This window comes from Rhizobium tumorigenes, assembly GCF_003240565.2.
In the GTDB taxonomy this organism is placed as follows: Bacteria; Pseudomonadota; Alphaproteobacteria; order Rhizobiales; family Rhizobiaceae; genus Rhizobium; species Rhizobium tumorigenes.
The window spans coordinates 2,489,565-2,503,504 of record NZ_CP117255.1; the positions used below are offsets into that span (position 1 = coordinate 2,489,565).

The window sequence follows — 13,940 nt, forward strand, 5'->3', positions numbered from 1 at the left end:
CTTATCTGTCGATGAAGTGGTCGAGCCCGAGCGTGATCGGCAGCGCGGAGTAGACGCCGCGGTCGATGAAATTGTAGCGGGCGAGGCAGTTCCGCATGGCGACCGTGTGGATGTAGCTGTGGACATCGGTAGAGCCGCGGTCGGGCCGGCTGGCTTCGACTGAGCAGTAGTCCGACGCCCTGTCGAATTTTGCCGCGAGGGTTGGGGTCTGGTCGATGGGACCGCCGAAATAATACTGATATTCGCCCGGGCTTGCAGCGGCCGAAACGCAAGCAAGACTTAAGGCAAGTCCCAGTCCAAGCATAATCTTCATGATGGCTCTCTCTGTCACGACCGAACGGCACGATTGCCCGGTTCGGAATGCTGACCGCGCTCTTTTGTTCCATTGCCGGCGGTCGGTGCGTGATGTTACTAAGCCGGGGTTAAGGAGTTGTCCATGTCACGCGCCATCGTCTTTTCCGTCATCATCATCATGGCCCTACTGTCTATTGCCGGCAGCCTGATAGGGTCCGCGCGTCTCATGGGCTGGTTTTAAACCGCCATCTGAGACGCTACCACCGGCATACGTGGAGCGTGTGTGGCGGCGGAACATCCGCCTGTACCGACGCGTTGCCCTCGCAGTGACTGCGGCTGTCATAGCCGAGCCGTGTACGCGAGGGACAGCCCATGCCGGGATTTCGCAAGATGATCGTCGTGACAGCCTTTGACCGCAATGCGGATGGCAGGCTCGAGCCTGCCTTCGGCCCACGACAAATGGAAACCGAGGAATCAGCCGTCTACGCTGCGCAGACGCTCATCAACGATCACGCCGGTGTGGTGGCATGGAGCCGCGAGGCAAACCCCGCCGTTGGCGAGGAAGGCCCGACGATCATCCTCTACCAGCATGGCCAGATCCCGGAATTCGACTGAGAGGCGCCGCGATGACAAGTTTGCCCAAAGATATCGACGCCGCTCTGGCACGGTACATGGCTGACCACGGCCTCGGTCGCGATGCAGCCGTTTCGAAAATACTGGCTGAATGGCTTGGAGCCCACGATTACCTCGGCGACGCCGGAACGGCACAATCTGGAGACACGCAGCAAACCGTGCAGTACCCGGAATTCATGGACGATGCGTCAGGCGGCGCGGGCGGCTAGGACCGCAGTCGTAACAAAACGGCATGCGCACCCTTGAGCGCACATGCCGGAAAAACACTAGTCGAGGCTTGGGCATCCGCGCACATTGCCGAAAACCATCTCGTCCGGCCCGCGGCGGGTGAAGCCGTCTACCGTAATCCGACGCGGAGAGACATCCACGACGTGAGCGTGCCGGAGCCCGTTGCGACTGGCCATGGCAACGGCCTGACGGGGATCGCACCCGCGCCTTCCATAGTCGCGCGGCGGAGGACGATCATAGTCAGGGCGCGGACGCCGGTAGCCATATTCCGGCTGTGGAGCATCCTCGTCGTCCTGCTGATAATCCGGTGGTGGCGGACGGTGGCGTCCGATTTCAAACTGGACGTCCTGCGCTGCTGCCACCGGCGGCAAGGAAACCACCGTGCCCCCCACCAGCATTGCGGCCAAAATGGCCGTCGAAATTTTTGTTGTCATGGTCCCCTCCTCATTGATCCCGACCTGCGGCGCACCCGGTCGAGCGATGATATCCTTTAATCAGAGCAGAATGAATGGGTCTGGAGCAACGCCTTCATTTTCCATTCATCTGCCTGCCTTTAAAGAAACTGCCCTTGCACCATATGGCTGGGCGTATGCTTCTTGGTCGGCCTCGATGCCGGACGACGCTACAGGTTGAAAATCGGAGACTTTTGAATGCGGACGACAAGCCTGGCACTCGCAACGACCCTTATCGCTCTTACGGCAGGCGCTGCCTCGGCGCAGACCTTTCCCGGCGGGCCCGGCGCCATCGTGCTGAAAGGCAAATGTGCCAAGCTGGTGGTCGGCAAGCTCGACGCCACGAAGAAGTGCAAGAACGAGCTAGCAAGCGTGACCGCCCCGAATGGCACCGTGACCTTCATCTTCACATCCGAGGGCAAGATGCTCGGCTTCGCCGGCGACGGCAAGACGATCAAGGCCGCATCCAACGGCAACGTCCGCCTGGCGCTGAACATGGTCGTCTCCGGCGCCGGCACGACCATGACCGGCCAGGTCAAGGCCGCTGGAACCTGCACGTTCGGAAATCCTTACAGCGGCAAGGAGGTCGCGATTGAATGCTCGGCGGAATCGAAGGATTCGAAGTTCACCGGCAGCTTCCGCACCGGTGGCGACGTCCCCGCAAAGAAGTAGATTTCGCGGCGCCGGTTACCCGGCGCCAGTTGGCCAGTTATCGAGAGACGCTGCTTCAGCCCTGCCGGTCGATACGCTTCGACATCACGCCACCGCTTATGGTTGCCGGCACGCGGAGATCGTCGCGCGGCGCCGACGACAGGGTGATGTCTACCTGGTGTGGCGGCAGGACCTGAGCCTTCCGCAAGGCATTAGGTCGGCCGAACTGTCGTGGCTGCACCGCGTCGAATTTCGTGCCTGTCTGTTGAGTGGTATGCACCATGACTGCCTCCTCCGCAATCCGGTTGCAGGACGCAACCTGCGGTTCAACGTCGACGCGTTGATTTGGTTCCCGCTCCGCTCTTGACCGCGGCGGCAATCTCCTTACCTATGAGGCTCTGCGGATAAAGGACATCTGCCGCGGATAACACTGGTGCCGGGCCCCTCTGGCGAGAGTTTTTACGGCGCTCTCGTGATGTCGGTACCGCCTGCAGACAAGCCGGCGGATTTATCCCCATGAACAAGCTGACCATGCTTTACTCGCATGCCGTCGAAGGCACGCGACGTCGACCCGCATTTCGCCTTCCCGCGTCCCCAACCCCACAGGTGCACCCATGACGCGCCCGACATCAGGCTCAGGGACTGGCCAAGGATCGGGCATGCCGGTCCTATCCTATTTCAGATGGGCCATTATCGTTACCGTCGTCGGTCTGATCGGCGGCGGATTTCTCGGCTGGAAGATGACGGGAACGCTGGGTGGCATGGCCACCGTGTTTTTCATCTGCGTCGTGCTTGCCGTCCTGGAAATCTCTCTCTCCTTCGACAATGCCATCGTCAATGCCAACAAGCTCAAGCAGATGACGCCTGTCTGGCAGCAGCGGTTCCTGACATGGGGCATCCTGATTGCCGTCTTCGGCATGCGGATCGTCTTCCCGCTGGCAATCGTTGCCGTCGCCGGCGAGATCGGCCCATGGGAAGCGCTGCGCATGGCGGCGGTCGAACCCGAACAATATGCCACCATCATGAAGACAGCGCATCTGCCGATCGCAGCCTTCGGCGGCAGCTTCCTGATGATGGTGGGACTGACCTATTTCTTCAACAACGAGAAAGACGTCCACTGGATCGCTTTTCTTGAAAAAGCCATGGCGCGGTTTGCCACCATCAAGGGCGTCGAGATCTCGGTCGTGCTGATCACGATGCTGGGCTTTGCCGCGCTTCTCGATGGCGACGATGCCACCCGCTTCCTCTACGCAGCCATCTACGGCCTGTTGACGTTCCTGCTCGTCGAAGTGCTTGGCGGCCTGCTCGATGCATCGCAGCGGACCATGAGCGAGGCTGCCCGAGGCGGCGTCGGCGCTTTCATCTACCTCGAGGTGCTCGATGCCAGCTTCTCCTTCGACGGCGTCATCGGCGCGTTCGCACTGACCCAGAACCTGTTCGTCATCGCCATCGGCCTCGGAATCGGTGCGATGTACGTCCGCTCCATGACCATCATGCTGGTCGAGAAAGGCACACTTGCCGAATACCGTTACCTCGAACACGGAGCCTTCTACGCCATCCTCATCCTGGCGGTGATCATGTTCGTCCAGACGCTGGTTCACATCCCGGAGGTCATCACAGGCCTTGGCGGTGCGGCCTTGATCGGCCTCTCTTTCTGGTCTTCGGTGCGCTATAACAGGCGTCACGAGAATAGCGCACACTCGACCAGCCTGCGTCCAGACGAAACCCCCTGAGACGGATCGAAGCAAGGTTTTGCGCAGGTCGGACTATGCCGAAATCGCAAACTGCCTTAACCTTGCCTTTGATTTAATGACATATTTCAAAACGAACGGTTGGAGAAACAGAAATACCCGGTAGAATCGCGCTGCTTTTGGCGGCTAAAAAGGGCCGCAGAGATTTGCGTTAGACGACCTTGCAGGAGTTTTGCAGGGCGGCCAGGGCGGCCTCGCCTGCAGAAATTCATCGACGAAGTTTTAAAGAGGATCGAATTCATGGCAGCAAAAATCGTCCCGGTCATCATGGCCGGTGGCAAGGGAACTCGATTGTGGCCGCTGTCGCGCGCCACGGCGCCAAAGCAGTTTATCCAGTTCGTGGGAGACCAGACACTGTTTCAGAACACCCTGTCGCGCGTTTCCGACAGGGACCTTTACGAAGCGGCCATCGTCGTCACCAATGAGGAGTTCCGTTTCCTCGTGGCAGAGCAGGCCCGCGAACTCGGCATCGAACTTGCAGCCGTGCTGCTCGAGCCCGTCGCCCGCAACACAGCCCCCGCCGTCGCCGCCGCAGCAACGCTCGCCAACGATCTTTTCGGCAAGGACACCATCATCCAGGTTCTGGCCTCCGACCACGAGATCACGGCAGACGCCACCTATTTCGAGTGCATCCGCATCGCCCGTGCGACGGCCGCAGAAGGCAAGCTGGTCACCTTCGGCATCACCCCGACAGAGCCTGCCACCGGCTACGGTTACATCGAAGTCGGAAAGTCGCTGGCCTCGGGTGCCCATGCGGTCAAGCGCTTCATCGAGAAGCCACCCGCAGACAAGGCTGAGGCGATGCTCGCTGCCGGCGGCTTTTACTGGAATTCCGGCATCTTCGTTTTCCCGGTGACGCCGTTGCTGGCGGAGTTGAACGAATTTGCACCGGCCGTGGTCAAGGCGGCCAAGGAAGCCCTTTCCAAGGGCGTTCGCGATCTCGACTTTACCCGTCTCGACAGCGAAGCTTTTTCGAAGAGCCCCGACATCTCCATCGACTATGCCGTCATGGAAAAGACGTCGAATGCCGCCGTCGTTCCCTCGTCCTTCCTATGGTCTGACCTTGGAAGCTGGGACTCTGTCTGGAAGGTCGGCAAGCAGGACGAGGACGGCAACGTCTCTGCCGGTAACACGACGCTCGTCAACACCAAAAACTCTCTCGTCATGACCCACGGCACCCATCTCGCCGTGCAGGGTCTCGAGAACATCGCCGTCATCGCATCCGAAGATGCCGTCTATGTCGGACATCTGAAAGACAGCCAGGACGTCGGCAAGCTGGTCAAACTGCTGGCCGCCCACAAGAAGACTGCGACGCTCACCGAAACCCATCCGACGTCCTATCGCCCCTGGGGCGGCTACACGTCGCTGATCAAGAGCGACCGCTTTCAGGTGAAGCGGATCTTCGTGACGCCCGGCAAGAAGCTGTCGCTGCAGAAACACCACCACCGCTCCGAGCACTGGATCGTCGTCAAGGGAACGGCTGAAGTCACCATCGGCGACAAGGTGCAGGTCGTGCGGGAAAATGAGTCCGTCTACATCCCGCTCGGCGAAGTCCACCGCATGGCCAATCCGGGCAAGATCCTGCTGGAGTTGATCGAGGTGCAGACCGGCTCCTATTTCGGCGAGGACGACATCATCCGCCTCAACGACGAATTCGGGCGCACCTGAGGATAGACATCGACATTCTACCAGCGGCGGGCGAAGGCTCGCCGTTGGCGCTTCAGGGCCAGGATATGTGCGCGGCCGGTAAAGCGCCTTGCTTTCTGTCGTTGCATTGCACACTATCCCTTCGGGAATAGCTGGCAGAAGAAAAAAATATGTCCATCAAAGCAAGTATCTACCACCTGACGCACTATAAGTACGACACGCCGGTCCGGCTGGGACCGCAGATTATCCGCTTGAAACCAGCGTCGCATTCTAAGACACGCGTCATCAGCCATTCGCTGAAAATTTCGCCGGAAAATCATTTCGTCAATCTGCAGCAGGATCCTTACGGCAACTACCTGGCGCGCTACGTTTTTCCCGATCCGGTGACCGAATTCAAGATCGAGGTCGATCTCGTCGCCGACATGACGGTCTACAATCCGTTCGACTTCTTCGTCGAGGAGGCCGCGGAAGTCTGGCCTTTCGAATATCCGGAAGATCTGCGCGACGACCTGAAGATCTACATGCAGCCGGAGCCGATGGGCGAGGCACTGGCTGCCTTCATGGCAACCATCGATCGCACGCCTACCCGCACCACCGACTTCGTCGTCGGTCTGAACGCCCGCCTGCAGCGCGACATCAACTACGTGATCCGCATGGAGCCCGGCGTCCAGACGCCGGAGGAAACGCTGCTGGCAGCGCTTGGCTCGTGCCGCGACACAAGCTGGCTGCTTGTCGAAGTGCTGCGCAACCTCGGCTTTGCCGCCCGTTTCGTTTCCGGCTACCTGATCCAGTTGGCCCCGGACCTCAAGGCGCTCGACGGACCCTCGGGCACGGAAGTGGATTTCACCGACCTGCACGCCTGGTGCGAGGTTTACCTGCCCGGCGCAGGCTGGATCGGCCTCGACCCAACCTCCGGCCTGTTGACCGGCGAAAGCCATATTCCGCTGGCCGCCACCCCGCACTATCGCAATGCCGCACCGATCTCCGGCGCCATCTTCGGCCAGGCCAACACCGAATTCGATTTCGCCATGAACGTGACCCGCGTCGCCGAGCATCCGCGGATCACCAAGCCGTTTTCAGAAGAGTCTTGGCAAGCGTTGAACGCACTCGGCGAGGCCGTCGACAAGGTTCTGGTCGACCAAGATGTCCGCCTGACGATGGGCGGCGAACCGACCTTCGTGTCGATAGACGACCTGCAGGGCGAGGAATGGAACACCGCTGCCGTCGGCCCGACGAAGCGCGATCTCGCCGACAAGTTGATCCGCAAGCTGCGCGAACGCTTTGCACCCGGCGGCTTCCTGCATTACGGCCAGGGCAAGTGGTATCCGGGCGAAAGCCTGCCGCGCTGGACCTTCTCGCTTTACTGGCGCAAGGACAGCAAGCCGATTTGGCAGAACCCCGCCCTCATTGCCGCCGAAGGCGCCGACACGGGCGTCAAGGCCGAAGATGCCGGCAATCTTCTGACTGCCATCGCCAGGGAACTCGCCATCGAGCCCGACATGGTGCTGCCAGCGTATGAGGATCCGGCCGAATGGATCATCAAGGAAGGCAGCCTGCCGGAAAACGTCGATCCGTCCAATTCGAAGCTGAAGGACCCCGAGGAGCGCAACCGCATCGCTCGCGTTTTCGAGCGCGGCCTGACGGTTGCGACCGGCTACATCCTGCCGGTGCAGGCGTGGAACGCCAAGGCCAGCGGCCAGCGCTGGATCAGCGAAAAATGGAAGACCCGCCGCGGCAAGATCTTCCTCGTGCCCGGCGACAGCCCCGTCGGCTATCGCCTGCCGCTCGGCACCTTGCCCTACGTGCCGCCTTCGAGCTATCCCTACATCCACGAGGCAGATCCCTCGATCCCCCGCGTACCGCTGCCTGATGTCGTGGTGCCGGCCGGCCGCGCCATGCCGGAAGCCTCCTTCCAGACCGACGACAGCGGCCAATCGCGGGTCGAGCAGACCATCGGTGAAATCGGTGGCGCGGTGCGCACGGCCATGTCTGTGGAGCCGCGCGATGGCCGCCTCTGCGTGTTCATGCCGCCGGTCGAGCGCATCGAGGACTACCTCGAGCTGATCGCTGCCGCTGAAAACGCAGCCGCCGAGCTCAACCTTCCGATCCATATCGAAGGCTATCCGCCGCCCCACGACGAGCGCATCAACGTCATCCGCGTCGCGCCCGACCCCGGCGTCATCGAGGTCAACATCCACCCGGCCGCCAGCTGGCAGGAATGTGTCGCCATCACCACGACCGTCTATGAAGAGGCGCGCCAGACCCGTCTCGGCACCGACAAGTTCCTGATCGACGGTCGCCACACCGGCACCGGCGGCGGCAACCACGTCGTCGTCGGTGGTAAGAACCCTGCCGACAGCCCGTTCCTGCGCCGCCCGGATCTTCTGAAGAGCCTGGTGCTGCACTGGCAACGCCATCCCTCGATGTCCTACCTCTTCTCCGGCCTGTTCATCGGCCCGACGAGCCAGGCGCCACGCTTCGACGAAGCCCGTCACGACAGCCTGTACGAGTTGGAAATAGCCATGTCCCAGGTCCCCGCGCCGGGAATGGGCGAGCCGCCGCTTCCGTGGCTCGTGGACCGGTTGTTCCGTAACGTGCTGATCGACGTCACCGGCAACACCCACCGGTCGGAAATCTGCATCGACAAGCTGTTTTCCCCGGATGGCCCGACGGGCCGCCTCGGCCTCGTCGAATTCCGTGGATTCGAAATGCCGCCGAATGCCCGCATGAGCCTTGCCCAGCAACTGCTGGTCCGCGCGCTCATCGCACGCTTCTGGAAGGAGCCGATTGACGGCCGTCTTGTGCGCTGGGGAACGTCGCTGCACGACCGCTTCATGCTGCCGCACTATATCTGGCAGGATTTTCTGGACGTGCTCGCCGATCTCAAGGCCCACGGCTTCGACCTCAGGCCGGAGTGGTTCCAGGCACAGCTCGAATTCCGTTTCCCGTTCTCGGGCGAAGTCGAATACGAAGGCAACAAGCTGGAACTTCGCCAGGCACTCGAACCATGGCATGTCATGGGCGAGGAAGGGGCAATCGGCGGAACTGTTCGCTTCGTCGATTCATCGGTCGAGAGGCTGCAGGTTAAGCTGGAGAGCAACAACCCGTCTCGCTACACGGTCGCCTGCAACGGTCGCGCCGTGCCGCTCACACCGACGGGCGTGGCGGGCGTCTCCGTCGCCGGCGTGCGTTTCAAGGCTTGGCATCCGGCCTCCGGCCTGCACCCGGTACTGCCCGTCAACACGCCGCTGACCTTCGATATCTACGATACGTGGTCGCAGCGGTCGATCGGCGGCTGCATCTACCATGTTGCGCATCCCGGCGGTCGCAACTATGAGACTTTCCCGGTGAACAACAACGAGGCGGAAGCTCGCCGCCTTGCCCGCTTCGAACCGTGGGGCCACACTGCTGGCGCCTATCCCCTGCGGCCAGAACTGACATCCCCGGAATTTCCGCTGACCCTGGATCTCAGGCGTCCGACCGGAATTTGAACTGAGAACGCGATGTCCAAGAAACCGGCAACTATAGGTACGCAAAAGGCAACGGCTGACATCGGCATAGATCCGGCCTTTGCCTATGCTGCCATGCCCGGCGTCGCCGATGAGATGGTCGACAAATCCGGCGCCGTGCGTCCCGTCTGGCAGAAGTTTCTTGCGGGCCTAAGCCGCATGCCGGAAAAGGAACTGCACGAGCGCTTTGCCCGCGCCGATCGCTATCTCCGCGATGCCGGTGTCTTCTACCGCGACTACGGCACCAAGGGTGTCACCGAACGCAACTGGCCGATATCGCATATTCCCGTGCTCATCGACGAGCGCGAATGGAAAACCCTGTCGGAAGGCTTGGTGCAGCGCGCCGACCTTCTGGAAAAGGTCATCGCCGACATCTACGGCGACAACACCTTGGTCAAGGAGGGCTATCTCCCGCCGGCATTGGTGGGCTCCAACCCGGAATTCCTGCGACCGCTGGTCGGCGTGAAACCGGCGGGCGGCCATTATCTGCATTTCCTGGCCTTTGAGATCGGCCGTGGGCCCGATGGCAACTGGTGGGTGCTGGCCGATCGGACGCAAGCCCCGTCGGGAGCCGGCTTCGCGCTTGAAACCCGCGTTGCCACCACCCGTGCCTTTTCCGATCTCTACGCCGATGCCAGCGTGCATCGGCTGGCCTCGTTCTTCGGCGCCTTCCGCGATACGTTGCAGGCCATGAAGCAGGGCGGTGACGGCAGGATCGCAGTTCTCTCGCCCGGCCCCGCAAACGAAACCTATTACGAGCACGCGTACATCGCCCGCTACCTCGGCTTCATGCTGCTCGAGGGCGAAGACCTCACCGTCGTCAACAATCAGGTGATGGTACGCACCGTCGCCGGACTGAAGCCTATCAGCGTCCTCTGGCGTCGCCTGGACTCCAACTACGCCGATCCGCTGGAACTCGCGCAGCACTCCCATATCGGCACGCCCGGCCTAGTCGAGGCTTTGCGCTCGCAATCGGTGACCATCGTCAATGCGCTTGGCTCTGGCGTCCTCGAGACGCGGGCACTGCTGGCCTTCATGCCCACGATTTCGCGCCACCTGCTGGGCGAAGAGCTGAAACTGCCGTCGATCGCCACCTGGTGGTGCGGCCAGAAGGCCGAGCGCGCGCAGGTCGCGCGCAATATCGAGAAGATGGTAATCGGGCCGGCATACTCCCGCCTGCCCTTCTTCGACGACAACGGCCAGTCCGTGCTCGGCTCGACCCTGCGCGCCACGGCAAAGGAATCGATTGCCGATTGGTTGAAGAGCGACGGCCGCAAGCTGGTCGGGCAGGAGGTCGTCACACTGTCGACCACTCCGGCCTGGATAAACGGTAAGCTGCAGCCCCGACCGATGAGCCTGCGTGTCTTTGCCGCCCGCACCGAGAACGGCTGGAAGATCATGCCCGGCGGCTTTGCCCGCATCGGCAGCGGCGACGATGTGGCCGCCATCGCCATGCAGGCCGGCGGCTCGGCCGCCGACGTCTGGATCGTCAGCGACAAGCCAGTCGAGCGCCACACGCTGTTGCCGGCCGAGGAAACTTTTACGCGCAACATGCCCGGAAGCCTTCCGAGCCGCGCTGCCGACAACCTGTTCTGGCTGGGCCGCTATATCGAGCGGGCCGAAGGAGCGCTGCGCATCCTGCGCGCCTGGCATGGCCGTTTTGCCGAATCCGCCGATCCGAAGCAGCCGCTGCTGGCCGACGTCAGCGACTATCTCGGCATCGTCGACATCGACACCAAGGAGGCCGTGCCGGAAACCCTGCTGCGCAATATCGAGAGCGCCGTGTATTCCGCGAGCAACATCCGCGACCGGTTTTCCCCCGACGGCTGGCTGGCGCTCAACGATCTCGCCAAGACTGCGCGCCGCTTCAAGGGCCACGTCAAGGCAGGCGATGATGCCAGCCATGCGATGACGATCCTGTTGCGGAAGCTTGCGGGCTTTGCCGGCCTGGTGCATGAAAATATGTACCGCTTCACCGGCTGGCGTTTCCTGTCGCTCGGTCGCTATATCGAGCGCGGCCTGTTCATGACCCGCGTGCTCGGCCATATGTCCGGCCCGGATGCGCCGGACGGCTCGCTCGACATGCTGCTGGAAATCGGCGACAGCGTCATGACCCATCGCCGGCGCTACAACGTCAATACCGCACGCCTGACGGTGACGGACCTCCTGGCCCTCGACCCGCTCAATCCGCGCTCGATCCTGTTCCAGCTGAACGAGATCCACCGCGAAGTGGCGCAACTTCCCGGCGCCACCGTCAATGGCCAGATGTCGCCCTTCTGTCGCGAGGCTCTCAGACTACAATCGGGCCTGGCAGTGCTAACGCCTGAAACCATGACGGCCGACGCCTACCAGCGGCTTGAGCGCGAACTCGAACATCTGTCGGACCTTCTGGCTCACACTTATCTGGGATAGATCATGCAATACGACCTGTCCCTGAAAATGGGCTATACCTACCAGATCCCGGCCTCCAACGCCCGTCACATGCTGCGCTTGCTGCCCCTGTCGCTGCCGGGCCGCCAGCGGCTGGTAGCGGGTTCCCTGACGATCTCGCCTGTCCCGGAAGAGCAGAGGCTGTTTACCGACTTCTTCCTGCATCCGACGACCTCGCTCCTGGTGCGCAAGCCCCATGAAAAGCTCGAGATTCGGATGAAGGCCCGGGTGCACGTCGAAAGCCTGGCAGGCACGGCAGATTTTTCACCACTTTTGCCGGACCTAGCAGACGAGATCGCCGATTGCTGGTCTGTCGATGCGCTGTCTCCGCACCATTTCCTGAGCGCCAGTCCGCGCCTGTCGGAAAGCACCGAGATTGCCGACTATGCCCGCCAGTGGGCATCGAGCCCGCTGACCGTGATGCAGATCGCCCGCGCCATGTGCACGAAGATCTACGAGGACTTCACCTATGACGGCAAGGCAACGAGTGTCGACACGACGCCAAACGAGGCCTTCAAGCTGAAGCGCGGCGTCTGCCAGGACTTTTCGCATATCATGATCATAGCGCTGCGCAGCCTCGGCATCCCCGCCGGCTACGTTAGCGGCTTCCTGCGCACCATCCCGCCACCCGGCAAGACGCGGCTCGAAGGTGCCGATGCAATGCACGCCTGGGTGCGCGCGTGGTGCGGTGAAACCGTCGGCTGGATCGAACTCGACCCGACCAACGATATCCCGGCGAGCACAGACCACATCGTCGTCGCCTACGGCCGCGACTATTCCGATGTCGCACCGGTCATCGGCGTGCTGAAGAGCTACGGCAGCCAGAAGATCGACCAGGCAGTCGACGTCATCCCGCTCGGCTAGATTCCCGAAACTGGAATATGCAGCCGGATCGCTCAATTCGTACCTAAGTTGTCAATGCAATGAAAAGGATTACCCAACTAGGGTACCCAGAGTTGTGGGGCAATACTTTAGGTGAACATGATGAGCACCAGTTTCAAATCCGGTTTCGGCGTGCGCCGTTTTTTCAGCGACCGGAGCGGCAATTTCGGCATTCTCACGGCGCTAGCAGTGCCCGTCGTATTTGCCGGCGCCGGAGTGGCGGTAGATGTTTCCAACATGGTGCTGTCGAAGAACCAGGTTCAGAATGCGACCGATGCCGCAGCACTAGCAACAGCCAGCGCATTGGCCGCTGGCGACATTGACAGCACCACGGCAACTCAATTTGGCAAGGACTTCGTTACCGGTCAGATGGCCAACTATATGGCGGGCGACGCAACGGCCTTGGCAGCGATCAAGTCGAGCACCACCGTCAGTGTGACGCAAGCCGCCAATGGTGCAACAGGCAAGATCTTCAGCGTATCGGTCAGCTCCGGATATAACATGAACGTCAACGGCCTGACGCGTCTCTTAGGCTTGAACACCGTCAAAATCGGTGCGGGCAGTTCAACCTCGAGCGCAACGGAAAGCAAGAATGCGCTGTCGATGTATTTGGTCCTCGACCGGTCCGGCTCGATGGATGAGGACACTGCGACCGTCAACGCCACGACTCCGACGAAAACGGTATGCGATTTAGCAATCGGCAACTTTTGTTTCCGCCAGCGGACCGTCACCAACTACTATAGCAAAATGGAATCTCTCAAGATTGCCGTGACCAATCTCACCGCGCAGTTGAAGAAAGCTGATCCGAACATGCTCTATGTCCGAACCGGCGGCGATTCCTACAACAACCAGGCCCAAACCGCATCGGCCCTGACTTGGGGAACGTCAGACATCAGTTCCTATGTCAACAAGTTAACTGCTGATGGCACAACCGATTCAAGCGGCGCCTTTAAAAATGCATACGAAGCTCTAATGGCTTCGACCGAAGACACCGCCCATCACAACAAAAATGGCCAAGTTCCAACCAAATATATCGTTTTCATGACGGATGGCGACAACAACGTTGCCAATGCCGATGCTACGACCAGAACTTATTGCGACAAAGCTAGAACTGCGGGCATGCAGGTCTACACGGTAGCTTTGATGGCGCCGTCAAACGGCCAGGCCTTGCTCAACTACTGCGCGACCTCGCCATCGACTTACTTCAAAGCGGAAAATTCCGATGACCTGATTGCCGCCTTCAAGGCAATCGGCGAGAAAGCCACGCTGCAGTTGACATTGATGACCAAGTAGCGAGTTCGCTCTACCTTATTACCCAACCACCCTACCCGCTCCACCCCTCGGAGCGGGTTTTCTTTCGCGTCCAGGGTGTCGCTTGCTGCCGAAATCTGCCCTTTGGCGCGCGCAATTGTCGTGCCGCACCAACCTCTCCGGCTATTTTCCGCTTTCGCGATATTCCTTTG

At 61.0% G+C, this 13,940-nt stretch carries 12 protein-coding genes; 9 read left to right on the forward strand and 3 right to left on the reverse strand.

Annotated elements, in window-relative coordinates:
- Position 1: 1 nt before the first annotated feature.
- Positions 2–313, reverse strand: a complete 312-nt coding sequence (locus PR017_RS12180; protein ID WP_111222035.1) for a hypothetical protein — start codon at positions 311–313, stop codon at positions 2–4.
- 353 nt (positions 314–666) lie between these two features.
- Here PR017_RS12180 and PR017_RS12185 point away from each other — a divergent pair, with 353 nt between their 5' ends.
- Positions 667–909 carry a hypothetical protein gene (locus PR017_RS12185; protein ID WP_111222034.1) on the forward strand — a complete coding sequence of 81 codons (243 nt, stop codon included), beginning with the start codon at positions 667–669 and terminating at the stop codon, positions 907–909.
- Between the two features lie 11 nt (positions 910–920).
- Positions 921–1,136 (forward strand): hypothetical protein, encoded by a 216-nt coding sequence (locus tag PR017_RS12190; RefSeq protein WP_111222033.1) that lies wholly within the window; start codon positions 921–923, stop codon positions 1,134–1,136.
- A 57-nt stretch (positions 1,137–1,193) separates the two neighbouring features.
- On the opposite strand, the gene PR017_RS12195 is transcribed toward PR017_RS12190, so the two are convergent.
- Positions 1,194–1,589, reverse strand: coding sequence for a hypothetical protein (locus PR017_RS12195; RefSeq protein WP_111222032.1), 396 nt, complete (start codon positions 1,587–1,589; stop codon positions 1,194–1,196).
- A 216-nt stretch (positions 1,590–1,805) separates the two neighbouring features.
- On the opposite strand from PR017_RS12195, the gene PR017_RS12200 reads away from it, so the two are divergent.
- Positions 1,806–2,279, forward strand: coding sequence for a hypothetical protein (locus tag PR017_RS12200; protein ID WP_111222031.1), 474 nt, complete (start codon positions 1,806–1,808; stop codon positions 2,277–2,279).
- A 55-nt stretch (positions 2,280–2,334) separates the two neighbouring features.
- On the opposite strand, the gene PR017_RS12205 is transcribed toward PR017_RS12200, so the two are convergent.
- Positions 2,335–2,541, reverse strand: a complete 207-nt coding sequence (locus tag PR017_RS12205) for a hypothetical protein (protein ID WP_111222030.1) — start codon at positions 2,539–2,541, stop codon at positions 2,335–2,337.
- Positions 2,542–2,872: 331 nt separating this feature from the next.
- Between PR017_RS12205 and PR017_RS12210 the strand changes: the two genes are divergently transcribed.
- From PR017_RS12210 to PR017_RS12235, 6 genes are all read left to right on the forward strand, one after another.
- A complete protein-coding gene (locus PR017_RS12210) occupies positions 2,873–3,991 on the forward strand; it encodes a DUF475 domain-containing protein (protein ID WP_425069997.1) in 1,119 nt (372 codons plus the stop codon).
- A gap of 258 nt (positions 3,992–4,249) precedes the next feature.
- Positions 4,250–5,677 (forward strand): mannose-1-phosphate guanylyltransferase/mannose-6-phosphate isomerase, encoded by a 1,428-nt coding sequence (locus PR017_RS12215; protein WP_279619507.1) that lies wholly within the window; start codon positions 4,250–4,252, stop codon positions 5,675–5,677.
- Positions 5,678–5,826: 149 nt separating this feature from the next.
- Complete coding sequence (locus PR017_RS12220) at positions 5,827–9,147, forward strand: transglutaminase family protein (protein WP_111218752.1); 3,321 nt, start codon at positions 5,827–5,829, stop codon at positions 9,145–9,147.
- A 12-nt stretch (positions 9,148–9,159) separates the two neighbouring features.
- On the forward strand, positions 9,160–11,577 hold the full coding sequence (locus PR017_RS12225; protein ID WP_111218754.1) for a circularly permuted type 2 ATP-grasp protein: 2,418 nt from the start codon (positions 9,160–9,162) through the stop codon (positions 11,575–11,577).
- Between the two features lie 3 nt (positions 11,578–11,580).
- Positions 11,581–12,459, forward strand: coding sequence for a transglutaminase family protein (locus PR017_RS12230; RefSeq protein WP_111218756.1), 879 nt, complete (start codon positions 11,581–11,583; stop codon positions 12,457–12,459).
- A 120-nt stretch (positions 12,460–12,579) separates the two neighbouring features.
- A complete protein-coding gene (locus tag PR017_RS12235) occupies positions 12,580–13,770 on the forward strand; it encodes a pilus assembly protein (RefSeq protein ID WP_111219017.1) in 1,191 nt (396 codons plus the stop codon).
- The last annotated feature ends 170 nt before the right edge of the window (positions 13,771–13,940 follow it).